Genomic DNA, 24,580 nt, shown 5'->3' on the forward strand with positions numbered 1-24,580 from the left:
AACGGACGCTTCCTTTGTACTCACCCTCTCGGGCTTTCCTCCGGGCGCTTCCCTTCGGTATTTCGTGTTTCCAACCTTACCAGATCCGTTTTCCGGCCCGTTTCCGGCCCGAATTCCGTTTCCGGCCCCCTGTTGGAGCGGGGTTTCTCGCGCCTTCCGGCGTGATCACTACTTTAGCGTATTTCCCCGGCGGCTCCTAATCGGCGCCCGGTCCGGAATTCGGCACGCCGAAATCCATCCCGTTCAGGGAACATGCAGTAGAGATTGCCGCCAGTACGGCGTGAGTGGCTGCCCCAGAACCGTAAGGCCCGTGTGGCAACCCGGAGAACATTACTCACGCCCCTCACCCGTGTCAACCGCCCAGGTGTGGACGCCCGTACGGCCTCAGTCCAGGTCGCTGAGGCGGCCGCCGGCGTCCGGCTGGGCCCTCTCCACGCGGCGCAGCAAGCGGGTCAGCATCTCGCCCAGCCTGCCCCGCTCATCGCCGGAGAGGTCCTGGAGTAGCTCCTCCTCGAAGACCGAGGCCATCCGCATCGCCTCGAGCCACTTGGCGCGGCCCGCCTCGGTGATGCCGACGATGACGCGCACCCGGTTGCTCTCGTCGCGCTCGCGGGTGACGAGGCCCTCCGCGACCATGCGGTCGATGCGGTGGGTCATCGCGGCCGGGGTGAGGCCGAGCCGCTTGGCCAGGTCCCCGGGGCCCATGCGGTAGGGGTCGCCGGCCAGGACCAGCGCCTTGAGCACTTCGAATTCCGCGTTGCTCAGTCCGAGCTCCGCGGTCTGCCGCCCGTACGCGACGTTCATGCGCCGGTTGAGGCGGCTGAGGGCGGAGACGACCTTCTCCACCTGGGGATCGAGGTCCTGAAACTCGCGCTGGTAGGCCGCGATCTGCTCGTCGAGGCTCGGCTCGCGGGTGCCGGGGGTGTCAGCCATGAGCCGCAGTATGGCACGACTGATTGGCGCTAAAGCCCTTTGATGTGTACTCTTTAGCTTCGAAGTTTACAGTTGAAGTCTTCAGGCTTGGACTGTCCGCCTCGTTCCCTTCCCCTTCTCTCGACCTAGGTAGGTGAGTGTGACCACCGCGATGGGCGCAGCGCTGCGCCGGATCCAGCTGGGCAACGCGTTGAGCGCGTTCGGCAACGGCTTCACGGTTCCGTTCCTGTTCATTTATGTCTCTCAGGTGCGGAACCTCGGCGCGAGTACGGCAGGCATCGTGCTCGCGACCTTCGCCGTGGCCGCGCTGATCGTGCTGCCCCTCACCGGTCGGGTCATCGACCGGCGGGGCCCGCTGCCTGTCGCCATCGCCGGTACGGTCTCCGCCGCCATGGGCTCCATGGGCCTGGGTCTGGCCGACAGCCAGTCGCTCGTCGTCGCCGCGGCCGCCGCGCTCGGTGCGGGTATCGCGGTGATCCAGCCCTCGCTGGCCACGATGATCGTGTGGTGCTCGACACCGGCCACGCGCTCGCGCGCCTTCGCGATGCAGTTCTTCCTGAACAACCTCGGTCTCGGTGTCGGCGGGCTGCTGGGCGGGCAGCTCGTGGACACGTCGAACCCGTCGAGCTTCGTGCGGCTGTTCGCGATCGAGTCCGTGATGTTCCTGGTGCTGGGCGCGGCCATCGCGACCGTGCGCCTGCCGAAGGTGCCCAAGGTCGAGGACGCCGTGCCGACCGACGCGTCGGCCAAGGGGGGCTGGCGGACCCTGCTCGCCGACCGGGCCATGGTGCAGCTGTGTGTCCTGGGCTTCGTGATGTTCTTCGCCTGCTACGGACAGTTCGAGTCGGGTCTCGCGGCATTCGCCGTCGAGGTGACCCGGATCTCGCCCGCGACGCTCGGTATCGCTCTCGCGGCGAACACGGCCGCCATCGTCCTGGCGCAGTTCGTGGTGCTGAAGCTGGTCGAGCGGCGGCGCCGGAGCCGCGTGATCGCGCTGGTCGGGCTGATATGGACCGTGGCGTGGATCGCGGCGGGCGTCTCGGGGCTCGTGCCGGGCGCACACGGTGTGGCGACCGCGCTGTTGATCTCGACGTACGCGCTCTTCGGCATCGGTGAGTCGATGCTGTCGCCGACGATGGCCCCGCTGGTGGCGGACCTGGCTCCGGCGCGGCTGGTGGGTCAGTACAACTCGGCCTTCGCCCTGGTGAAGCAGCTGGCGCTGGCGGTCGGCCCCGCGGTGGGCGGTCTGATGGCCGGTGGCGGGATGTACGTGGCGTACATCGTGATGCTGGTCGTGTGCTCGCTCGGTATCAGTGCGCTGGCACTGCGGATGGGTCGTCGACTGACCCCTGCGCAGGAGATCCCTCCGCGGATGTCCGTTCCGCGTACCGAGGTGGTGGATGCGGCAGTGGTCGTCGGGGAGACCGAGCGGATGCCCGTCTCTGCGTAAGGACGCCACCGAGCAATCAGCCGATGCGCATAAATTCGCCGCGCATATATAGGGAAGAGCGCCTGTGGCCCGGAAGCGTTTCCGGGCCACAGGCGCTCTTGTCATGTGTGCCCCGCGGGGAGGGCGAATTCGCACCAGACGGCCTTGCCGCCGCCCGGCGTGCGCCGCGAGCCCCAGGACGAGGCGATGGTGGCGATGATCGAGATGCCACGGCCCGCCTCGTCGGCCGGCTCTGCGCGACGGCGCCGCGGCAGGTGGTCGTCCCCGTCGGTGACCTCGATGATCAGCCGCCGGTCGGTGCGGCGCAGGCGCAGCCGCATGGGTGGTGTGCCGTGCTGCAGTGAATTGGCGACGAGCTCGCTGGCGGCCAGGACGCCCAGGTCACGCAGCTCCGTCGGGAAGCGCCAGCTGACCAGGACGCCGGAGGCGAAGGCACGCGCGCGTGGCGCCGCTTCGATGCCGCCGAGCAGTTCGAGTGCGGCGTTGTGGAACAGCTCGGCGTCATGGCCGGTGCGTGCGGGGTGCTGGAGGACGAGCATGGCGACGTCGTCGTCGTGCTCATCGGTCACGCCGAGGGCACGCATCAGCCGGTCGCACATGACCTGGGGTGAGCCGGTGGCTCCGGCGAAGGCGCGCTCCAGGGCCTCGACGCCTTCGTAGATGTCCTCGTTGCGCCGCTCGACGAGGCCGTCCGTATAGAGGACGGCGCTGGCGCCGGGGCCGAGGGGCACCGTGCCGGAGGTGTGCACCCAGCCGCCGGTGCCGAGCGGAGGGCCGGTGGGCTCGGCCGCGCGGCGGACCGTGCCGTCGGGGTCGCGCACGAGGATGGGGAGGTGGCCCGCCGAGGCGTAGACGAGGCGGCCCTCGTTGGGGTCGTGGACGGCGTAGACGCAGGTGGCGATCTGCGTCGCGTCGATCTCCGTGGCGAGGCCGTCGAGCAGCTGGAGCACCTCGTGCGGGGGCAGGTCGAGGCGGGCGTAGGCCCGGACGGCGGTGCGGAGCTGGCCCATGACGGCCGCCGCGCGCACGCCGCGGCCCATGACGTCGCCGATGACGAGCGCCGTGCGGCCGGCGCCGAGGGTGATGACGTCGTACCAGTCGCCGCCGACGGCGGTGTCCTTGCCGCCGGGCTGATAGGTCGCGGCGACGCGCAGGTCGTCGGGCTGTTCGAGCTCCTGCGGGAGGAGGCTGCGCTGGAGGGTCACCGCGGCCTCGCGCTGGCGGCGCTCGCTCGCACGCAGCCGCTCGGCCGCCTCGACCTGGTCGGTGACATCGGCGGCGAAGACGAGCACCCCGGGCTGGGTGGCCTCGTGGGGGCCGACCTCGATCGGGGAGCAGGTGAAGGTGTAGTACCCGTGGCGGGTGTCGGACTCCGTGGCCGTCGGCGTGTCGGCGGTGGCGGGCGTACGCGCTTCGGCTTTGACGCGGCGGGACTTGACCGTACGAGGCCGGCCGCTGCGCAGGACCTGGTCCATCAGGGGGAGCAGGCCGAGCTCGGTCAGCTCGGGGAGGGCCTCGCGGGCGGGCGTGCCGGGGGTGCGGGGGCCGAAGAGGGTGGCGTAGGCGTCGTTGACGTAGGCGAGGCGGTGGTCGGGGCCGTAGACGACGACGGCGAGGGCCGGGACCTGGCCGAGGATGTCGTGGACGGAGAGACCGGCGAGGCTGGGGACGGGGTCGTCGGGGCCGGGCGGGGCCGCCGGCGTGGTCTCGGCCCGGGCGGCGGGCACCGAGCCGGCGGCCGCGGGCACGGGCTGGGGTGCGGCGGCCCGGTCGGCGCGCTCCATGCGTTCGGCGCGGGCGGCCGCCCGGCGCTGCGTTCCTGGGAGTCGGGCGCTCCAGCGGGTGAAGTTCACGGACGGTTACCTCGCGGAGTCGTTCCGGGCCAGCTCGGCGACGTGTCGTGGCTGAGCCGCGCGCCCGGCGCGGGGCCGCGGTTGGCGGTACGGGGGCCTGTCCCCGGGGGAATGCTGCAAACGTCCGAATCCTCGTCGTCGTTACTCTTCGCAGATGCGAGCCCACCCATGGTCACACGACCAGTGTGGCCGACGGGACTGACATTCGTCAGACGTCGGCCACCTGTCGGGGAGTTCCCGGCTCCGCCGAGGCGTCGGAAAACGCCTCAACTCGCTTCCGGATGACGGCCGGTGTCCGCGGCGAGTTCGAACTCGGCACGCGGGTTCTCCAGCGAGCCGAGCGAGACGATCTCACGTTTGAACAGACCCGTAAGGGTCCATTCGGCGAGGACGCGCGCCTTCCTGTTGAAGGTCGGGATCCTGCTGAGGTGATAGGCGCGGTGCATGAACCACGCGGGGTAGCCCTTGAGCTTCTGGCCGTATACCTGTGCGACGCCCTTGTGCAGGCCGAGCGAGGCGACGGAGCCGACGTACTTGTGGGCGTAGTCCTTCAGCGGCTGGTCGCGCAGTGAGGCGACGATGTTCCCGGCGAGCACCCTGGCCTGGCGGACGGCGTGCTGGGCGTTGGGGGCGCACTCCTTGCCCGGCTCCTCGGCCGTGACGTCGGGGACGGCCGCCGCGTCACCGGCGGCCCACGCGTGTTCGACGCCCGCCACGGTGAGGGCGGCGGTGCACTTGAGGCGGCCGCGTTCGTCGAGCGGGAGGTCGGTGGCGGCGAGGATGGGGTGCGGTTTGACGCCCGCGGTCCAGACGAGCGTCCGGGTGGGGAAGCGGGAGCCGTCGCTGAGGACGGCGATCCGGTCCACGCAGGAGTCCAGACGGGTGTCGAGCCGTACGTCGATGTTGCGGCCGCGCAGCTCGCGGAGCGCGTAGCGGCCCATCTCCTCGCCGACCTCGGGGAGGATGCGGCCGGACGCCTCGACGAGGATGAACTTCAGGTCGTCGGGCCGCAGGTTGTGGTAGTAGCGGGCGGCGTAACGGGCCATGTCCTCCAGCTCGGCGAGCGCTTCGACGCCCGCGTAGCCGCCGCCGACGAAGACGAAGGTGAGGGCGGCGTCGCGGACGTCGGGGTCGCGGGTGGAGGAGGCGATGTCCATCTGTTCGAGCACGTGGTTGCGCAGGCCGATGGCCTCCTCGACCGTCTTGAAGCCGATGCCGTGCTCCGCCAGGCCCGGGACCGGGAGGGTGCGGGAGATGGAGCCGGGCGCGAGGATCAGCTCGTCGTAGTGCATCTCGACGGCGCCGGTGGCGTCCTGGCGGGTGGCGAGGGTGTTGATGGTCGCGGTCCGCTTGGCGTGGTCGATGGACGCGACCTCGCCGATGACGACCTGGCACTCGGGCAGGACGCGGCGCAGCGGGACGACGACGTGACGGGGCGAGATGGAGCCGGCCGCGGCCTCCGGGAGGAACGGCTGGTAGGTCATGTACGGCTCGGGGTCGATCACGGTCACGTGTGCCTCGTCCCGCTTGAGCTTTCGCTGGAGCCGGAGAGCTGTGTACATCCCGACGTAGCCACCGCCGACGATCAGAATGCGCGCCGGTTCCTTCACCAGGGCCCCTCCTCGCGATGTCGCCCGGCCCAAGGGGTCCGCGGCCGGGGTGCCGGGTCGTCCCGGCCGGGCACAGCTTCTTCCCATGACGCATCGCCGAAGAGCGTTTGTCCACAGGGCCCCATGAAATGTACGACCGGCCGCGGAGCTGATCCCTCCATGGCCGGCGCCTGCGTTCGAGGAACAAAGGAGCAGGTCAGGCCGAGTGTCGTGGGGTTGTGGGGTGGTGCGGAAACGGGGCGGGTGAGGCTCGTACTCCAATCGGGGACGGCCTGTGCGGAACTACCCCTTCTTTCTTGACCTGGGCTCAACTATGTTCGTACTTCGTCGGGGTGTCAGAGACGTGCTCCGACAGTCAGGGCGGGGAGTCTCCGGGGGGAGACGTCATAACCGGGGGATCACATATGCACATTCAGGGCTCTCATTGGTCGACCGCTGTCGCGTCCGCTGACGCCAACGGCGGCCGGAGCACTCCGCTGCGCGTGGACGCGCAGCGCAACCTCGAACATGTCCTGCGGGCGGCTCGCGAGGTCTTCGGCGAGCTGGGGTACGGGGCGCCGATGGAGGACGTGGCGCGCCGGGCCCGGGTCGGTGTCGGGACGGTGTACCGCCGCTTCCCGAGCAAGGACGTACTGGTACGGCGCATAGCCGAGGAGGAGACGGCCCGGCTGACCGAGCAGGCGCGGACCGCGCTGGGCCAGGAGGACGAGCCGTGGTCGGCCCTCTCCCGGTTCCTGCGCACGTCGGTGGCCTCGGGCGCGGGGCGGCTGCTGCCGCCGCAGGTGCTGCGCGTCGGCGTCGACGTGGACGGCGAGGAGCAGGTCGAGGCCCGCGTGCCGCAGCAGCGGCAGCCGGGGGCCACCGGAGGCCAGCTGCATGAACTGCGGCTGGTCGAGCAGCGGCCGGCGCCGGTCGCCGAGCGCGAGGACTCGGGCGCGGCGGCGCTGCTGGAGGTCGTCGGGCGGCTGGTGGACCGGGCACGGGCCGCGGGTCAGCTGCGCGCCGATGTGACGGTGGCCGATGTGCTGCTGGTGATAGCGACGGCAGCGCCCTCGCTGCCGGACGCGGTGCAGCAGGCGGCCGCCTCCTCGCGGCTCCTGGACATCCTCCTGGAGGGGCTCCGGTCCCGGCCGTCGGAGGGATGACCGCGTAGTCAGCGCGCAGAGCAGTCAGCGCGAGCCCGCGGGCGAGCGTTTTCGTGACGGGCGCGCCCAATACGCATTGGGCGCGTTCGGAAAATCCTTCCCCGTTCGGGTGGCAGTCACTGCTCCAGGTGTTCCAGGGCGCCCCGGATGAGTGGTTGATGCGTCTGTCGCGGTGATGACGGCCGACACTGTGCCACGCTTCTACGGTGTTCGGGTGCGCTGGCGTGTACAGGAGCCGCCGCTATGGGCGTTGACGGCCGGGATGAACCACGCGGGAGTGAGGAAGCGGGCTCACCGCGCTCTCGCCGGATGTCCGGTCGCGGCTCCCCTGACAGCCCAAGCGTGCCGCAGCAGCGGGAGGGCGGCCAGGGCATCCTCGCTGACTCGGCGCAGGCGCCCGGGTCCGACGCATGGGCGGGGCGGGCGCGGCCCTCGCACGCGCGGCGGTCCGGGTCGCGGTCCTCGCGTGCGCGATCGTCCGGCACACCGCCGGCCGACGCGCAGCCCTCCGGCCCACGGGGTTCCGACGCATCCGGCGCGGGCGTCCCGGACGCCCTTGCCGATGAGCGGACCGTCGTCGAGGAACCAGCCGTCGATGTACCGCCGTCCGACATCGAGCTGGTCGCCCGGATGCGGTCCGGTGAGAGCGTGGCGTACGAGGAGCTGTACCGCCGGCACGCGGCCGCGGTGCGGCGGTACGCCCGTAGCTGCTGCCGGGACGACCACACCGCCGAGGACCTCACCAATGAGGTCTTCGCGAGCACCCTCCAGGCGGTGCGGGGCGGCGCGGGGCCCAACTCGGCGGTGCGCGCCTATCTGCTGACGACGGTTCGGCGGGTCGCGGCGGCGTGGGCGAAGACCACGCGCCGGGAGCAGCTGATCGAGGATTTCGCGGTCTTCGCCGCGTCGGCGGGGCGCGGGTCCCTGGCGTCGGACGACGACACGCTCGATCTGGGCGCGGACGTGCTGGCGATGCGGGAGGCGGAGCAGTCGCTGGCCGTGCAGGCGTTCCGCAGCCTGCCGGAGCGCTGGCAGACGGTGCTGTGGCACACCACGGTCGAGGAGGAGTCGCCCAGCGAGGTCGCGCCGCTGCTCGGGCTGACGGCCAACGCCACGGCGGTGCTCGCGCACCGGGCGCGCGAAGGGCTGAAGCAGGCGTATCTCCAGGCGCATGTGAGTACGTCGCTGACGTCCGGCGGGACGTGCGCGCGCTATGCGGACCGGCTCGGCGCGTACGCCCGGGGCGGGCTGCGGATGCGGGCCGAGCGGGGGCTGCGCAAGCATCTGGAGGACTGCGCCCGGTGCCGTACGGCGGCGCTGGAGGTCGCCGATGTCAACGCCCGGCTGCGGGCGCTGCTCCCGGTGGCGGTGATCGGGTGGTCCGCCGCCGGGTTCTCCGTCAAGGTGGCCGCGGGCCTGGCCGCGGGGACCGCCGGTGCCGGTACGGCGGCGGGCGCGGGGGTGGCTGCCACGGCGGGCTCCGGCGGGGGCGGAGGCGCGGGCGGTGGCGCCGGAAGCGCCGCGGCCGGTGAGGGGCTGGGGGCGCCGGCGAAGGCCGGGATCGCGGCGGGCGCGGTGATCGTGGCCGGTGCCGTCACCGCGTACGCGCTGATGGGCAGTTCTCCCGCGCATCATCTCGCGCCACGGGCCAAGGCTCCGGCGGGGCCGGTGGCCACCGTTCCGCCGGCCGCGCCGGAGCCGGAGCCCGTACGGAAGCCGCCGCCCTCCCCTCCGGCGCCCACGGCCCCTGTGGCGCCTGTGGCTTCTGTGCGGCACACGACCCCGCCGCCGACACCGCGGCCGGTGACTCCCCCGCCGCCCGCGCCCAGCCCGACGCCTTCCGCGCCGGAGTCCCCCGCGCCCTCCCCCGATCCCACACCGTCGCAGGAGCCTCCTGTCAGGGTCTTTCCGCTCAACCAGCTGGAGTACGGCGGAGTGGGCGACGGCACGGAGCCGGAGGTGCGGCTGTCCGGGAGCGGCTGGCTGTGGCAGCGGTACGGGATGGAGATCGGCGGGGTGGGATACGGCGACGGGGTGAGCATGCGCGCGTCGTCGTCCGTGACCGTCGATCTGAACCGGTCGTGCACGTCGTACGACGCGCTGGTGGGGGTCGACGACCTGACGTTCGGACTCGGGGCGGCGCGGTTCTCCGTCTACGGCGACGGCACACGGCTGTGGGAGTCGGGGGTGGTGCGGGCGGGCGAGGCGGCGGTGCCGGTGCATGTGCCGTTGTCCGGCTATCGCACGGTCCGGCTGGTGGTCTCGCCGGTGAGCGTCATGGATTCGGTGACTGTGGCGGACTGGGCGCGGGCGCGGATCAGTTGCGCGTAGCCGGTGGGGAAAAGCCCGTCACTCACAGGCTCCCCCGCGGTGTCACACCCCCTGCCACCGCGCGCTGGCGAGGCGCCGCGGCGCCCGTCCAGCAGGTGCCGCGGCGGGCCAGCAGGCGGCGCAGCCAGACCTCGGTGGAGACGAGTTCGGCCAGGCCGTCGAGCGGCAGGGCCCGGCCGTCCGCCGCCGCGTGCAGGGCGGCCCGTACGACCCTGGCCTCGACGAGACCGGCGTCCGCCAGGAGGGGCGCGTCGAAGAGGTCCAGCAACTGGCCCACGGACGCGCGGAGGCCGGCGCGTACGGCCGCCGCGTGCGAGGCGTGCGAGGTGGCGCCCCAGCCCGCGGGGAGTTCACGGACGCCGGAGCCCGCCAGGACGGCGCGCAGCACGGACGCGCGCGCCCCTGGTTGCACCCGGAGCGCCTCGGGGAGGGCCCGGCAGGCGCGTACGACCTGGTTGTCGAGGAAAGGGGCGTGCAGGCGCTGGCTGCGGACCTCGGCGGCCTGCTCGAAGATGCGGTGGTCGGCGGCGTGGCGGGCGAGTGCCGCGGCGGCGCGCCGTTCGCCGGGGCGCTGGAGGAGTCCTCTGGGGCGGACCGCCGCGGCCTGGAGGCGAACCGATACTTCGGCGAGCGCCTCGCCCGTGAGCCAGCGCGCGGCAGGCCCGGGTCTGCACCAGGTGAGGGCGGCGAGCGAGGCGTCGACGGCACCACCGGGGCCGGGCGGCGGCGCGTCCACGGGGTCGCTCAGGGCCGGGAAGTCGAGCGCCAGGAGCTGCCCCGCCGCCGCCTCCAGGCCCTCCCGGTAGGACGTACGGGCCAGCCGTCGTGCGGCGCGGTAGACGGTGAAGGGGACGAACAGGGACTGCGTGGCCGGCCCGTCGGCGCGCGCGAGTGCGGAGACGGGCCGCATCAGATGGCGGCGCCGTCGGTCCATCAACAGGTCGGCGAGCCGTGCCGGATGGGCGTCCAGGACCTGGCGTGCGCCGTACCCGACGAGGTGGTCGGCGCTGCCCGCGGACAGCCACCGGCGGTGCCGTCCGGCGGTGACGAGGGAGGGCCCGGGTTCGTCGGTGAGCGGGCCGTCGCCCAGGTCGGCGTACGGGAGGGCCTCCTCGCCCGCGGCGACGACGACGTGGCGCAGCCGGGGGTCGGCGGCGATGGCGCGGGCGCGGTCGAGTTCGGCCTCGTGGGCCCGGCTGCCGCCCGCGGCGAGGTCGTTGAAGGTGACGGCGAGGAGGCGTTCGCCCGCGCCGTTGCCGGAGTGCATGCCGGCGACTCCCGGGAGTCCGGCGGCGAGCAGCGCGAGGGTGGCGGAGGCACTGCCTCCGGAGAGGTCGGCACCGATGCCGGGTGCCGGGCCGCCGCGTGCGGCGCGGCGCTGTGCGGGCCCCATGCCGGGCACGGGTCCGGGGTCGGGGTGGCCGTAGCCGCCCTCCGGCGCGTGACGGGGTGCCGCGAGCCGGGCGCGCACGGCGTCGACGAGCGCGTCCCGCACGCCCTCGACGGCTTCCTCCGCGGCGAGTTGGGGCGCGGCGACGGCGAGCGAGGCGGTCGGTTCGTAGCCGGTGACCTCGCGGGCCCCGTCGCGCAGCACCAGCGCGTGTCCGGGCGGCACGCGCCGTACGCCCATATAGGGCGTGCCGTCGCCGATGGCCTCCGGGGAGTCGGGGCAGGCGAGCAGGGCGGCGAGGTGGCCGACGTCGAGCTGGGCCTCGATGAGGTCGGCGAGGGGCAGCGCGGCGGTGGCGTAGGCGGTGCCCCCGGCCCAGGAGGTGTGGAAGACGGGCCGGGCGCCGGCGAGGTCGCCCGCGACGGTGATGCGCCGCCCCACCTGGGCGACGGCCGTGTAGCTCCCGGGCCAGGCGGTCAGGTGGCGCAGCGCGCCGCCGCGGGCCGCGATCAGCCCGGTCTTCAGCTCGCCTTCGGTGGCACCGCAGCGGCCGAACACGGCGAGCCGGGTGACCGCGTCGGCCTGGACGACGCGGATCTCGTCCGGCCGCCAGTCGCCGACGGCCCACAGGGGCGCGGGATCTCCCCACAGCAGCTGGGCGCCGACCGGGTGGACGGTGGGGGCGTCGAGGTGGTCCGGGCCGCTGTCGTCGTAGCCCGGCGCGGCGCGTGGACCGGTCCCTGAGGCGGTGCTGCTCCACCCCACCAACCAGCGCATTGCCGCCTCCACAGGCTGTGGACAACCAACGGGTGCCGTCTTCGTGCACAGCGGACCGACGACGACAACGAAGGATGCGACACACCGGTCACGCCTGCGGGCCTCAACTCGCCGTGCGGCAGCGCGAGGTGTCGGATCGTCATGCCCATTGCAGGGGCCATGCTGTCACGACTGGGGGCGGAGGGAACCGACGTGTAGGGGCGTGGCGCGTCGCGGAGAGATGACGGTGTCGCGGTCCGGAGCTCCTGGCGGCGAGAACCGGCCAATCTCCGGAGTGCCCGCGGGGCGGGGCGCGTTCGCGCGATGCCTCGACCGGCAAGTGCCGCCCACCCGGGCAGAGTTCATGTGCGGCCCTGTGGACATGCGCATGTCCGGGAGGCGTTCGACCGCCTCCCGGACCGCTCCGCCGCCCGCGGGGAATGAGGCGGCGGCTCCCCCAGCCCACTGGATCCAGTGCAGCGGGCCAACCCACGCGCCTTCCATGGAAGCCGCCCCAGGATGGCGTGGACAGAGCGCACGGCGGGCGCACAGCCACACACAACCGGAGCACGTGCCCCTCGGTGCACGCGCGCACGGACCTGAATCCCGCCATCCGGGACAACACCTCTTAACGGTCGGGAGGCGGGGAACTACGCTGGGTTTACGAATGCCTCGTGCCTATGCCGGGGCGGGCGTCGCTGTTGCCGAGGGGTGCGCATGTCCAGGGAGCCACGCGGGCCGAACGAGAAGCTCGGCACTGTCCTCGTCCTCGCCGGAATCAGCAACGCCGGTCTCGCGCGGCGGGTCAACGACCTCGGTGCGCAGCGCGGATTGACACTTCGCTACGACAAGACGTCCGTGGCCCGCTGGGTCTCCAAAGGCATGGTCCCGCAGGGCGCGGCCCCCCATCTGATCGCCGCGGCCATCGCCGGGAAGCTCGGCCGGCCGGTGCCGCTGCACGAGATCGGCCTCGCCGACGCCGATCCCGCGCCGGAGGTGGGGCTCTCCTTTCCGCGCGATGTCGGCCAGGCGGTGCGCTCCGCGACGGAGCTCTACCGGCTGGATCTCGCCGGTCGCCGCGGGGGCGGCGGCATCTGGCAGAGCCTGGCCGGATCCTTCTCCGTCAGTGCTTACGCCACGCCCGCGTCACGATGGCTGATAACCCCCGCCGACGGCTCGGTCGCCCGCGCGGCCCACCAGGCGGCCGGAGAGACCGAGAACGGCGGCTCCGAGGGCGGTCCGGTGCAGCGCGTGGGCCACAGCGATGTGACCAAGCTGCGGGAGGCGGCGGACGACGCCCGGCGGTGGGATTCCAAGTACGGCGGGGGCGACTGGCGTTCGTCGATGGTGCCGGAGTGCCTGCGGGTCGACGCGGCACCGCTGCTGCTCGGTTCGTACACCGACGAGGTCGGCCGGTCGCTGTTCGGCGCCACGGCCGAACTGACCCGGCTCGCCGGGTGGATGGCCTTCGACACCGGCCAGCAGGAGGCCGCGCAGCGCTACTACATCCAGGCGCTGCGGCTGGCCCGCGCGGCCGCCGACGTGCCGCTGGGCGGCTATGTGCTGGCCTCGATGAGCCTCCAGGCGACCTACCGCGGCTTCGCCGACGAGGGCGTGGACCTCGCGCAGGCCGCGCTGGAGCGCAACCGCGGCCTGGCCACCGCCCGCACGATGAGCTTCTTCCGCCTCGTCGAGGCACGGGCCCACGCCAAGGCCGGCGAGGGCGCGGCCTGCGGCGCCGCGCTCAAGGCCGCCGAGGGGTGGCTGGAGCGGGCGCGCACGGGCGACCCCGACCCTTCCTGGCTGGACTTCTACACCCAGGAGCGGTTCGCCGCCGACGCCGCCGAGTGCTACCGCGACCTGCGGATGCCGCGCCAGGTGCAGCGCTTCACGGAGCAGGCGCTGTCGCGTCCGACGGAGGAGTTCGTACGGTCGCACGGCCTGCGGCTGGTGGTGTCGGCGGTCGCCGAACTCGAGTCGGGCAATCTGGACGCGGCATGCGCGGCCGGGACGCGTGCGGTGGAGGTCGCGGGTCGGATCTCCTCGGCGCGTACGACGGAATACGTACGTGATCTGCTGCACCGCCTGGAGCCGTACGGGGACGAGCCGCGGGTGGTCGAGCTCCGGGAGCGGGCGCGGCCACTGCTGGTGGCGCACGGGTGAGGGACGGCTGACATCGAAGTGACGGAGGCGACGGAAGCGGCACATCCCCTTCCGTTCCGGCTTCCGCTCTTTCCGCCCAACTCGGCATGTTTTCCCCGCCTGTGATCATCTTGCCCCTGTCCCCTGGCTGACCTCGGGTTTCGACCCGTTGTCAGTGGCGCAGGTCATGATGGGGGCGTGGGTGAGGCGCTGAGGGTTGCCGGGTGCTCGGTCGCGGGTGTCCGGTCGGCGCGGGGAGGTGACGTGGTGAAGGCGTACGACTGCGATGTGCTGGTGGTCGGGGGCGGGATCGTGGGCCTGTCGACGGCGTATGCGATCACGCGCGCCGCACCGGGCACGCGCGTCATGGTGCTGGAGAAGGAGCCGGGGCCCGCGCTCCATCAGACCGGGCACAACAGCGGTGTGATCCACAGCGGGATCTATTACCGCCCGGGCTCGCTCAAGGCGCGGTTCGCGGTGCGGGGCGCGGCGGAGATGGTGAAGTTCTGCGCGGAGTACGGCCTGCCGTGCGAGGTCACCGGCAAGCTGATCGTCGCCACGGAGCACGCGGAGCTGCCCCGGCTGCACGCCCTGGTCCAGCGCGGCCGGGAGAACGGCATCCCGGTGCGGGAGCTGGGCCCCGCCCAGATCGCGGAATACGAACCGCATGTCCGGGGCCTGGGCGCGATCCACGTCGGCACGACGGGCGTCTGTGACTACGGCGCGGTGGCCCGCCGCCTGGCCGGCCTCGCGGAGGACGCCGGGGCCCGTGTGCGGTACGGCGCCCGGGTCGAGGCCATCGGGCGGCGGGGCCCGGCGGTCGCGGTCCGTACGGCGCGGGGCGAGGTGCTGCGCGCCCGCGCGCTGGTCAACTGCGCCGGGCTGCACAGCGACGCCGTCGCCCGGCTGGCGGGCGACGACCCGGGCATGCGGATCATCCCCTTCCGCGGGGAGTACTGGGAGCTGGCCCCGGCCCGCGCGGACCTGGTGCGCGGCCTCGTCTATCCGGTGCCGGACCCGGCGTTCCCCTTCCTCGGCGTCCACCTCACCCGGGGCATCGACGGCGGCGTCCACATCGGGCCGAACGCGGTGCCCGCCCTCGCCCGCGAGGGATACGGCCGCGCGACCGTACGGCCCGGCGAGCTGGCCGCGACCGTCGCGTATCCCGGCTCCTGGCACCTGGCCCGCCGCCACTGGCGCTACGGCGCGGGCGAGGTGCGCCGCTCCCTCTCCAAGCGCGCCTTCACCGAAGCGGCGCGCCGCCTGCTGCCCGAGGTGACCGCGGACGACCTGATACCGGCCCCCGCGGGCGTACGGGCCCAGGCGATCCTGCGGGACGGCACGCTGGTGGACGACTTCCTCTTCACGGAGTCACCCGGCATGGTCCACGTCCTGAACGCGCCGTCGCCGGCGGCGACGGCGTCCTTGCCGATCGGGAGGGAAGTGGCGAGGAGGGTGCTGGCGGGGTTGGGGTGAGGGGTTGGGGGCCGAGCCCCCCGTTTCGGGGTGCACGGGTGTACGGGGGCGCGCGATTCAGCCCGTCCGGCGTTTGAGGACGCGGCCGCAGGGCGCCCCCGCCGCAGGCGGCGAACCGACCCGCGCTCGGGGTCCGGGGCACGAGCCCCGGTTCCGGGAAGGGGCGGGGCGGGGGAACAAAGCCCGCCGCAGGCGTAGCAGGCCGCCCACAGGAACCCCGATCCGTGGCTCGGGACCACCCCAGAGCCACGCCCGTACTATGGAAGAACTGTGCCTGAGAACCTCGACCCCACCCCAGCCCCCACCGGGACCCCGGCCGCCACCACCGCAGAGCGGCCGACGGCCGCGCGCGAGCCGAAGTTCCCGGCCGGACCCGCCGCCGACCCGGCCGGCTCGCACCACGAGCGCCGGATCCGTTCCTTCCAGCCGCGCCGCAGCCGCGTCACCACCGGTCAGGGCGAGGCCCTGCGCCGCCTGTGGCCGAAGTGGGGCCTGGACATCGACGGTCTGAGCCGCCTCGACCTGAGCGAGCTCTTCGGCGACCCGGAGCTGCCCGTCGTCCTGGAGATCGGCTTCGGCATGGGCGAGGCCACGGCGCAGATGGCGGCCGCCGACCCCGGCACCGGCATCCTGGCCTGTGACGTGCACACCCCCGGCCAGGGCAATCTGCTCGCCCTCGCCGAGCGGAACGGCCTGACCAACGTCCGCGTGGCCAACGGCGACGCGATCATCCTGCTCCGCGAGATGCTCGCCCCCGACTCCCTCGCGGGCCTGCGCGTCTATTTCCCGGACCCGTGGCCCAAGAAGCGCCACCACAAGCGCCGGCTGATCCAGCCGGAGTTCCTGGCGCTGGCCGCCACCCGGCTCGCGCCCGGCGCCGTGCTGCACTGCGCGACGGACTGGGAGCCGTACGCGGAGCAGATGCTCGAGGTGCTCTCGGCCGCCCCGGACTTCGAGAACACCCAGGCCGACGGCGGCTACGCACCCCGCCCCGACTTCCGTCCGCTGACGCGGTTCGAGGGCCAGGGGCTGGACAAGGGGCACGTGGTGCACGACCTGATGTTCCGGCGGCGCGCGGTCTGATCTCGCGGCGGAAGTCCCGGCGGTGACGCGTCTCATGGCCGCCGGGCCGAAGCCGTGGTCGGAACCGCGGGTTACCCACTCCGGCCCTTCGTTAGGGTCATCGAGTGCATGAGTCCCCGTCCCACCAGCCGCCGATCGCCGGGCCCGCGCCCGCCCACGGCCAGCAGCCGAACTTCACCGCGATGCCGTCGCCGGAGGGCTGGCGCTACAGGCCGCGCCGCGCCCTGTGGGACAACAAGGCGGTGCGCGCGGGCGGGCTGATCCTGCTGCTGGCCCTCAGCGGCCTGGTCATCCTCGCGCTCGTCCGCGAACAGACCGGCACCGAGGGCTTCCTGGTGGGCCTGGGCCTGGCGGTGCTGCCCGTACCGCTGCTCGTCGCGGCGTTCCGGTGGATGGACCGGGTCGAGCCCAAGCCCTGGCGGAACCTCGTCTTCGCCTTCGCCTGGGGCGCCTGTGCGGCCACCCTCGTGGCCATCATGGCCAACGGTTACGCCACGAAGTGGCTGCTGAACACCGTCGACGTCGCGCAGCGGGCCGACGCCGACAAGTGGGGTGCCACGTTCGTCGCCCCGGTGGTGGAGGAGAGCGCCAAGGCGGCCGCGGTGCTGCTGCTGTTCCTCTTCCGCCGCCGCGACTTCAACGGCATCGTCGACGGTGTGGTGTTCGCCGGCATCACGGCCACCGGCTTCGCCTTCACCGAGAACATCCTCTACCTCGGCAACGCCTTCGCCTCCGACCAGAGCTTCGGCTACTCCGGGCTGCCCTCGACGACGGCCGCGACGTTCTTCGTCCGCGTGCTGATGTCGCCCTTCGCCCACCCGCTCTTCACCTCGATGACCGGCCTCGGCTTCGGCATAGCCGCGACCTTCGGCCCGCGCCGCCGCGTGGCCCGCGTCGTCGTACCGCTCGCCGCGCTGCTGACCGCGATGGTCCTGCACGCCTGCTGGAACGGTTCGGCGTCCCTGTCGCCCCTCGGCTTCCTCGCCGTCTACAGCCTCTTCATGGTGCCGGTCTTCGGCGTGCTGACCTGGCTGACGATCTGGTCCCGCCAGAACGAGCTCCGTACGATCCGCGCCCACCTCCCCGCCTACCAGGCCGCCGGCTGGCTCACCCCGCCCGAGCCCCTGGCCCTCTCCAACATGCGCGCCCGGGGCATAGCCCGAGACCTCGCCCGCCGCACCGCCGGCCCCACGGCGGCCCGCACGGTCGCGGAATACATCTCCTTCGCGACGTCCCTGGCCTTCCTCCGCCAGCGCGCCTACAACGGCACGGCGGGCCCGGACTTCCCGGCGCGGGAACAGGAACTCCTCCACCACTTGTGGCAGCGGAGAGCCGTGGCCCAGCCGGCGCTGGCCCAGGCATCGGCGGCGGTGCCGCGGGGGTTTGTGGCGGGGGCGGGGCAGTGGGGGTGGGGGGCGGGGCCTCGCTGATCGGCCCTCAGCGGGAACTTCTCTCACCTCCAGCCGTGTTCATCATCAGGACAATGCAGTGACACGTTTGCCGGAGTGGGCTCGAGCGCCCAACTTCCAACGCTGGACCAGCTGACAGCAAGGGAGCACAACATGCCAGATGACGCGACGAACCCTGCAACCAGCCTCTTGGACTGGCTCAGCTCCCTTCACGATGGCTCGTCCTCGGATCTGCCAGACACACACGAGCCGTTCGCCCTGTTGTGGGCGATCGGCCGCGCCGCTGGCCGCCGGGATCGGCTCGTTAACTGGCATAAAGCCAAGCTCGAATTGCGTGAACGGCTCCAAGCACACGACCTCCCCGATTACGCAATCGCCGATTTTTCGACCCTCAACCAGTCCCCTGTATGGGAACTCACCGAAGCGCAGGACACCTCGCAACCTAGGGGTGGGCTCGAAAAGAGCGTCTACGAGCTTCTCGCGGCGGATCTCAGAGTCCGCGAGCGGGCGGTGACAACCCTGCTCGAAAAGCACTTCTCAGAGAAGCCCTGGGAAAAGCTGTTGCTCGCAACAGATCTCACAGAGAAGCCATTTGACGGCTTCGGGCATCCCCCATATGTCCCTGTGGGAATGCACTTCCGAGACCGTCGAGCTTTGCACTCAGCCAACGTCCACGCCCCCATACAGGGAGGCATCTGGGGGAAGGCGAGAGAAGAGGCAAAGTCGATCGTCGTATCTGGCGGGTACGAAGACGATGAAGATTTCGGCAGCGAAATAATCTACACAGGGCAAGGCGGTCAGGACGAGTCGGGCCGCCAAGTGCGGGACCAGGATCTCACGCGCGGCAACGCTGCACTGGTCAACAGCATGGCCACAGGTAGGCCCGTTCGAGTCATCCGAGGAGCCCATGGCGATCCGGACCACTCCCCCCTAGAGGGCCTTCGCTATGACGGGCTCTATCGAGTAGAGGAGCATTGGTCTCAGCGCGGAGCATCTGGATACCGTGTTTGGCGATACCGCTTGCGCGCCGTTGAAGCCAAAGACGTAAATGCGGCAGCCAGCGCATCCCAACTAACCTTTCCTACCCCCAAGACCCCTCCCCTCGATTCCCTCGGGGAAGACGAACCCGGGCGAAAGGCGGCAGTCACGCAACGCGTTGTCCGCAGCACCGCCGTGGCGAATAGGGTCAAGAAGATACACGACCACACCTGCCAGATCTGCGGGACTCGAATCGAAACCCCGACGGGCGCCTACTCGGAGGCGGCCCATATTCGGCCTCTGGGGCGTCCACACAACGGGAAGGACAGGACCAACAACGTCCTCTGTCTGTGCCCAAACCATCACGTTGCTTTCGATTTCGGCATGATCACGATCGATGCATCCGGAAAGGTGATCGAACGCGGAGTCGAGCAACATAACTACGAATTGCGCCGACACCCCGACCACGAAATAGCGGAAGAGAATTTCCAGTACCACCGAGAACACCACGAGTCCCAGAGCGGCTGACGCAGGGAAGCTGGGGGATCTGCCGGTGCGGTGTCGGCGCACCTGAATCACAACCTGGCCCGCCACCCCCCACGTGCCAGATACGTCGTCCCATCCGGCTTGATGAAGACGCGCGCACCCCGCACCGGCAGTTCCCCGTTCGTGAGCCAGTAAGTGCGGATCTCGTCGAGGGTGTCCCATAGGCGGCGGGGGCCGGTCTGGTGGATGGTTGGGGGCTCGTCGGCTTGGGCCGTGGCTCGGGCCCAGGAGCCGTCTGGGTGTGCCATGACGGCGGTGCGCTGTTCAGCGTGCTGCTCGTATTGGTGGGTAAGACCCGGCGTCGTGATGTCGAGCATGGAGGAGAGGTCCCACGCCTCCCCCACGTTCACGACCGGGTACTGCCCAACAGTTACCTGCTCGCCATCGAGGTGGCGGGCCACGGCGAGGAGTTGATCCACCCCCAGTGGGTAGTCGTCGCCGTGGCGGGTGCGCATGAAGCCTGCCCGGTCCCATTCGACGCGGCCCGTTGCCCCACCGTCCTCGTCCTTCTCCGCCGTCACCAGGAGAGACGTACCGGCAATCGTGGTCACCAGCCGGCCACCGGGCTTGAGCGCAGCGAGCCAGCCTGCGGGGATGGGGCGAACGGCGACCGTGGCGACGATGCGGTCGTAGGTGCCGGGCAGGTCTGCGGTTGCGTCTACGGTTTCGACGGCAGGGCTCAGTCCGACCTGGTCGAGCCGCTCACGCGCCGCTTCCACGAGATACGGGTCGACATCCACGCTCGTCACGTGCCCGTCGCCAAGCCGGCGCGCGGCCAGGGCCGCCCCATAACCCGACCCAGTGCCGATATCGAGCAGGGTGTCACTGTCACCGAGCTTCGCGTGCCGGAACATGTTGATGACCAGGCTCGGCAGGGTTGATGAAGACGTCGGCCGGCCTGTCGGGCGGCTATTGCCCCCTGCCGCGTGGTCAGCGTGACGGGGGCCGACCCTCGTCACAAGCGAGGTGTCGCCGTAGGCGGAAGCCAGCCATCGCGATTCGTCTGACGGGCCGTCGTGGAGCGTCCAGCCGGTCCCGTCACGTTCCCACCATCGAGGTACGAACAGGTGCCGCGGCGTACTGGCGACAGGCGCACGCCATCGGGACGACGTATGGGTCACCCGTTCTGCGAGCGCGACGGCGTAAGGACGCCAGTCCTGCATCCTGACTCCTACTCCTCGTCGGGATCGTCGGGAAAGCTGGGGGCGCAGGCCGGAGTGTTGGCGGGGTCGCAGTCATTGCTGTCATCAGGGGTACACGCGCCTCGTGGGGCCGGGATGCGCGCAAGGATTTCCGCCCACCGCCCACCGCCCACTGTCCAAGATTGCTGCAAGCCCTCGCTCCTTGACGTTCCCCGCGGGCAGGAACCGCGAAAGGATGCAGCCGTACACCTCTCCCTCCGACGAGATGGCCACACGCTGGCGGAAGCAACGCCCGCACAGTTCATCGATGCTCGGAGCCGTATGAGCGTCAGCCGCCGCGCGTCCCACTCTTCGGGTGCGATCGATGTGGATCTGCTCGACACCCAGTGCGCGAAGCTCAGCCTCGGCTTGGCCGCTGCGCTGGCCATTGAGCACCTCAACGATGCCGACACGCAGAGGAATTCGACGGCTCAGGGCCACGCCGATGTTCGCGCGCGTTCGCGCATGGCTGCCACGACCTTGGGTGATCTGCTCATGCTGTACGGGATCGTCGCTGTAGTAGCTGGTGGCGAGGCGTACTCCGTCGCGGCTGAACGTCTCCCACAGGGAAGGCCGAACGTGGGCAAGGTTCGAGTACACCTCGACTTCCAGACCGTGACCGAGCGCCTCCTCGACCAGTCGCGGAAGGCTAAGGTTCAGAGTTGGCTCGCCACCGATCAATTGCACGGCAGGGATGCCGATTTCGGCGATCTCGGCGATAATTCGCTGCCAGTCGTTCAACGTCATGGAACCGCTCGGCGTCTGCGGACCGGAGTCGGTGCAGCAGTGCGTGCAACGGAGCTGACAGGTGCCGGTGATCTCCAACTCTACTGATCGGATATCGCGGCGAACGGCCAAGGTGTCGTTGACTGGCGCCATGCCAAACCTCGCCTCTTGTTGGCGTGTTGGACGTGTTGACGTCGGGCCTGGTCTGTACGCCGCGACGCACAGCGAAGGTAGCGCTCACCAGGAGGGGGTCGCAAGCGTGCAACGGATAACATGTGCAACGGCATATGCCGCACTGCGCTGACCTGCCAAGTCAGCAGAGGGGCGGAGTGAAGTTCGCTAGATAGGGCGACTAAGGCCATCTAGCTTGACGCTCTGGATGAGTGCCCCGAGTCTCCTACCGGTTGTAATCAACACCGCGCCCGGGACGTCGCTTTCCCTTATCGCAAGGCGGCCGCCAGAGCGACCCACCTCTATGCAGTCGTCTCTGTCACTGGAATACGAGGACTTCTGCCACTCCATCTCGGACACCTTCACGCCTTCACAGTTGTTTGGCGATTTTGCGGATGAAATCCCGCGCCTCACTTGAGGCAAGGGACGTTTCCAATGTACTGCGCAGGATGCTGCGATAGTTCTCAAGGTGCGCTTCCGCATCCAGAAAGACCGACCCATGAGCCGTATCGAGAGCCACCGTGTCGAGCTGGGGAACGGGACCGGCCGCATAGGTCAACGAGGCGCTTGCTCCGGGGAAGGCACCGGCCGCGAACGGGATGACCCGGATCGAGACACCCTGCTGGTCACTCATTTCGACGAGCCGCTCCAGCTGGCGCCGCTGCCCGTCGACGCCCGGGAAGATCATGCGCAAGGCGGCTTCGTGGACCACGAACGTGCACGGCGTGGCGGGGTTGCGTTCAATCACGCGCTTGCGCTGCATCCGGTAGGACACACGGCGCTGGACGTCCAAGGGTTGCAGCTCCGGCACGGCTTGCCCGAACACGGCCCTGGCGTATTCCTCGGTCTGCAACAGACCTGGAATGTAGACGACTTGCAGCACCGTCAGGCTGATCGCGTGATGTTCGAGCTCGGCGAGATCGAGCGCACCGGTGGACAGCGTCCCGCGAGACTCCTCCCACCACCCCTTTCCACGCTCCTCGGCCATATCCGCAAGGGCGTCGACGTAGGCGGGGTCGGGGGCCGCGTAAATGTGGGCGAGCGTTCTCACCCGTTCCGCGCTGACGCCCAGACGACCCGCCTCGGTATTGCTGATGCGGGTGCGGTCGGCACCCAACTCCTTGCCGGCGTCGGCGACACTGAGTCCCGCGTGCTCGCGCATCTTGCGCAGCTCGGAACCAAGCCTCCGTTGCCTGGCAGTTGGCGCCGCCCTCGGTGGCATACCGCTCCTCCCCTGGTCATTGCCCACAGTGTTGCGCGTGCCTTCCCAAGGGTCCACTCGTTGCACATGTAACCCGTAGAGGTTGCACACGTGCATCGCGTAGCTCTACGGTCCTTGCCAACACCGCGCCGCACCCGCCGGGAAGACCCGAAGTGCAGTCGTAGCCCTGCCAGTTGATGATCAAAATGGCAGCGACCAAGCCACGGACGGCGGTCGAAGCGCGAGGTCCACGACTCCGTTGGGAGATCACGTCATGCGTACCGCCATGCTCAGCAGCCCCCGCACCCCCACCGAGGACGACGACGGCGGTGAGCCCGCGGAGATCTATCGGCTGTTCGCCCCCGCCGTCCCCACCAGCGCTCGCGTCGCCCGGGAGTTCGTCGCCGCCGTGCTGGAAGCCGTCGGCCGGACGGTCCTGATCGAGAACGCCCTCGTCTGCGTGTCCGATCTCGTCACCAACGTCGTGCAGCATGCCCGGGTCGACGATCTCTCCGTGGAGGTCGCCCTGTGCGGGGACCGGGTCGTGGTCTCCGTGCTCGATGGTGATCACGCGCGGCGGCCCCGGCGGCGGGTCGCCCGGGACGGGCAGGAGGACGGGCGGGGGCTCGCGCTGGTGCGGTGTCTTTCCGTGGCGTCCGGAGTCACCTTCGTGTGGGATCGGCTCAACGTCGTCGGGAAATGCGTCTGGTTCGAGCCCCTCGCCCACACAGGCCCGTAGCCGCCCCCTCACACCCCCGGCGTAGCCTCGGGAAGGAAGAGATTTCTGATGCGTGCGGAGGTTGTGCAGATGGCTGGGATTCCGACATCCGTCGTGGCTGCCGGTGGGCTCGTCGGGGGGTACGGCGTTGCCCGGTGGACCAAGAAGCGGCCGCTCGGTGGGGTCGCGCTGGCTGCCGCCGGGGCCGTGGCCGCCCGGCAGTGGGCCGGGAAGGCCGGGGCCGGGAAGGCTGCCGCGCTGACGGGGCTGTACGTCGCCGCGTTCGCCGGGTCGCACCCGCTGTCGAAGAAGGTGGGGCCCTGGCCGTCCGTCTTCGCCGTCGCGGGCGGCGTCGCGCTGGCCTCCTGGGTCGTGGAGAGCCGCGCCTGAGAGCGTGCGGAATCGCCGGGCTTCCGGCCCGGCGTGAGGGGCGGCGGTCCTGCCGTGAGCAGCCGGACCACCGCGCCCAGGAGCATGAGGGGCCGTACCACCGGCCCCTCTGCCTTCTCGGCTCCGCCTTACGCCGACGCCTCCGTCAGAAGCGAAAGCTCCGCCTCCGTGAGCTTCAGGTCCGCCATCGCCAGCAGCGCCGGAAGCTGGGCGACCGTCCGCGCGCTCGCCAGCGGGGCCACGACCGTCGGGCGGGAAGCGAGCCACGCCAGGGCCACCGTCGAGAGTTCCGCGTCGTGTGCCGCGGCGACCTCGTCCAGGGCCGCCAGGACGCGGAGGCCGCGTTCCGTTTCGAGGTACTTGCCGGCGCCCTCGGCGCGGGCGCTGTCCACCACCGTGCCCGGGCGGTACTTGCCGGTGAGGAAGCCGGAGGCCAGCGCCCAGTACGGGACGGCGGCCAGGCCGTGGCGGGCCGCGACGTCCGCGAGCGGGCCCTCGTACGTGTCGCGGGAGACCAGGTTGTAGTGCGGCTGGATCGCGGCGTACTTGGCCAGGCCCGCCGAGTCGGAGAATTCCAGGGCCGCCGTCAGCCGCTCGGCCGTGATGTTGGAAGCCGCGATCTCGCGGACCTTGCCCTCCTTCACCAGGGCGTCGAGCGCGGTGATGAATTCCTCCACCGGCACCGACGGGTCGTCGTAGTGCGTGTAGTAGAGGTCGATGTAATCCGTGCGCAGGCGGCGCAGGGAATCCTCGACGCCCGACTTGATGGCGGCCGCCGACAGGCCGCGCGGTTCGGGGACGCCCGCACCGACCTTGGTGGCCAGGACGATGTCGGCGCGGTTGCCGCGGGCGGCGAACCAGTTGCCGATCACGGTCTCCGACTCGCCACCCGTATTGCCGGGCACCCAGGCGGAGTAGACGTCGGCGGTGTCGATGAAATTGCCGCCGGCCGCCGCGTAGGCGTCGAGGACGGCGAAGGACTGCGTCTCGTCGGCCGTCCACCCGAACACATTGCCGCCAAGGGCCAGCGGGTGGACGGACAGGTTGCCGATCTTCTTGTGAATGTCAGCCATGGCTCTCTCCAACATCCT

The 24,580-nt window shown here is 71.0% G+C and carries 19 protein-coding genes; 10 read left to right on the forward strand and 9 right to left on the reverse strand.

The window, feature by feature from the left end; genetic code table 11:
- Positions 1–384: 384 nt before the first annotated feature.
- A complete protein-coding gene (locus tag ACH427_RS12740; protein WP_398869470.1) occupies positions 385–933 on the reverse strand; it encodes a MarR family winged helix-turn-helix transcriptional regulator in 549 nt (182 codons plus the stop codon).
- Between the two features lie 139 nt (positions 934–1,072).
- Between ACH427_RS12740 and ACH427_RS12745 the strand changes: the two genes are divergently transcribed.
- Positions 1,073–2,383 (forward strand): MFS transporter, encoded by a 1,311-nt coding sequence (locus ACH427_RS12745; RefSeq protein ID WP_398869723.1) that lies wholly within the window; start codon positions 1,073–1,075, stop codon positions 2,381–2,383.
- A 101-nt stretch (positions 2,384–2,484) separates the two neighbouring features.
- On the opposite strand, the gene ACH427_RS12750 is transcribed toward ACH427_RS12745, so the two are convergent.
- Positions 2,485–4,236 (reverse strand): SpoIIE family protein phosphatase, encoded by a 1,752-nt coding sequence (locus tag ACH427_RS12750; RefSeq protein ID WP_398869471.1) that lies wholly within the window; start codon positions 4,234–4,236, stop codon positions 2,485–2,487.
- Positions 4,237–4,502: 266 nt separating this feature from the next.
- Entirely contained in the window at positions 4,503–5,849 is a 1,347-nt protein-coding gene (locus ACH427_RS12755) for an NAD(P)/FAD-dependent oxidoreductase (protein ID WP_398869724.1), read from the reverse strand.
- A 401-nt stretch (positions 5,850–6,250) separates the two neighbouring features.
- Between ACH427_RS12755 and ACH427_RS12760 the strand changes: the two genes are divergently transcribed.
- Both ACH427_RS12760 and ACH427_RS12765 read left to right on the forward strand, forming a co-directional pair.
- The gene (locus ACH427_RS12760; protein WP_398869472.1) at positions 6,251–6,991 is read left to right on the forward strand and encodes a TetR/AcrR family transcriptional regulator; all 741 of its coding nucleotides are present in this window, start codon (positions 6,251–6,253) and stop codon (positions 6,989–6,991) included.
- Between the two features lie 243 nt (positions 6,992–7,234).
- Positions 7,235–9,322, forward strand: a complete 2,088-nt coding sequence (locus tag ACH427_RS12765) for a sigma-70 family RNA polymerase sigma factor (protein ID WP_398869473.1) — start codon at positions 7,235–7,237, stop codon at positions 9,320–9,322.
- 22 nt (positions 9,323–9,344) lie between these two features.
- On the opposite strand, the gene ACH427_RS12770 is transcribed toward ACH427_RS12765, so the two are convergent.
- The gene (locus ACH427_RS12770) at positions 9,345–11,489 is read right to left on the reverse strand and encodes an asparagine synthase-related protein (protein WP_398869474.1); all 2,145 of its coding nucleotides are present in this window, start codon (positions 11,487–11,489) and stop codon (positions 9,345–9,347) included.
- A gap of 696 nt (positions 11,490–12,185) precedes the next feature.
- On the opposite strand from ACH427_RS12770, the gene ACH427_RS12775 reads away from it, so the two are divergent.
- The 5 genes from ACH427_RS12775 to ACH427_RS12795 all read left to right on the forward strand — a co-directional run bounded on the left by ACH427_RS12775 (position 12,186) and on the right by ACH427_RS12795 (position 19,084).
- Positions 12,186–13,631: an MFS transporter gene (locus tag ACH427_RS12775; RefSeq protein WP_398869475.1), complete on the forward strand. Its 1,446-nt coding sequence runs from the start codon at positions 12,186–12,188 to the stop codon at positions 13,629–13,631.
- A 246-nt stretch (positions 13,632–13,877) separates the two neighbouring features.
- Positions 13,878–15,086 carry an L-2-hydroxyglutarate oxidase gene (gene lhgO, locus ACH427_RS12780; RefSeq protein WP_398869725.1) on the forward strand — a complete coding sequence of 403 codons (1,209 nt, stop codon included), beginning with the start codon at positions 13,878–13,880 and terminating at the stop codon, positions 15,084–15,086.
- Positions 15,087–15,356: 270 nt separating this feature from the next.
- The gene (gene trmB / locus ACH427_RS12785; RefSeq protein WP_398869476.1) at positions 15,357–16,169 is read left to right on the forward strand and encodes a tRNA (guanosine(46)-N7)-methyltransferase TrmB; all 813 of its coding nucleotides are present in this window, start codon (positions 15,357–15,359) and stop codon (positions 16,167–16,169) included.
- Positions 16,170–16,273: 104 nt separating this feature from the next.
- Positions 16,274–17,599 (forward strand): PrsW family intramembrane metalloprotease, encoded by a 1,326-nt coding sequence (locus tag ACH427_RS12790; RefSeq protein ID WP_398869477.1) that lies wholly within the window; start codon positions 16,274–16,276, stop codon positions 17,597–17,599.
- Between the two features lie 132 nt (positions 17,600–17,731).
- Entirely contained in the window at positions 17,732–19,084 is a 1,353-nt protein-coding gene (locus ACH427_RS12795; protein ID WP_398869478.1) for a YDG/SRA domain-containing protein, read from the forward strand.
- A 47-nt stretch (positions 19,085–19,131) separates the two neighbouring features.
- On the opposite strand, the gene ACH427_RS12800 is transcribed toward ACH427_RS12795, so the two are convergent.
- From ACH427_RS12800 to ACH427_RS12815, 4 genes are all read right to left on the reverse strand, one after another.
- Positions 19,132–20,265, reverse strand: coding sequence for a methyltransferase domain-containing protein (locus ACH427_RS12800; RefSeq protein ID WP_398869479.1), 1,134 nt, complete (start codon positions 20,263–20,265; stop codon positions 19,132–19,134).
- 84 nt (positions 20,266–20,349) lie between these two features.
- Positions 20,350–21,162, reverse strand: coding sequence for a radical SAM protein (locus tag ACH427_RS12805; protein WP_398869480.1), 813 nt, complete (start codon positions 21,160–21,162; stop codon positions 20,350–20,352).
- Between the two features lie 186 nt (positions 21,163–21,348).
- Positions 21,349–21,663 carry a DUF397 domain-containing protein gene (locus ACH427_RS12810; protein ID WP_398869481.1) on the reverse strand — a complete coding sequence of 105 codons (315 nt, stop codon included), beginning with the start codon at positions 21,661–21,663 and terminating at the stop codon, positions 21,349–21,351.
- Positions 21,551–22,402: a Scr1 family TA system antitoxin-like transcriptional regulator gene (locus ACH427_RS12815; RefSeq protein ID WP_398869482.1), complete on the reverse strand. Its 852-nt coding sequence runs from the start codon at positions 22,400–22,402 to the stop codon at positions 21,551–21,553. Before ACH427_RS12815 ends, ACH427_RS12810 begins: the two co-directional genes overlap by 113 nt.
- A 253-nt stretch (positions 22,403–22,655) precedes the next feature.
- Between ACH427_RS12815 and ACH427_RS12820 the strand changes: the two genes are divergently transcribed.
- Together ACH427_RS12820 and ACH427_RS12825 are read left to right on the forward strand one after the other, a co-directional pair.
- Positions 22,656–23,120, forward strand: coding sequence for an ATP-binding protein (locus ACH427_RS12820; RefSeq protein WP_398869483.1), 465 nt, complete (start codon positions 22,656–22,658; stop codon positions 23,118–23,120).
- 69 nt (positions 23,121–23,189) lie between these two features.
- Entirely contained in the window at positions 23,190–23,489 is a 300-nt protein-coding gene (locus ACH427_RS12825; protein ID WP_398869484.1) for a hypothetical protein, read from the forward strand.
- Between the two features lie 128 nt (positions 23,490–23,617).
- Here the strand turns inward: ACH427_RS12825 and ACH427_RS12830 are convergent, their stop codons facing one another.
- Positions 23,618–24,562 (reverse strand): aldo/keto reductase, encoded by a 945-nt coding sequence (locus ACH427_RS12830; protein WP_398869485.1) that lies wholly within the window; start codon positions 24,560–24,562, stop codon positions 23,618–23,620.
- Positions 24,563–24,580: the final 18 nt, after the last annotated feature.

The organism is Streptomyces sp. NPDC020379, assembly GCF_044387105.1.
Classification (GTDB): Bacteria; Actinomycetota; Actinomycetes; order Streptomycetales; family Streptomycetaceae; genus Streptomyces.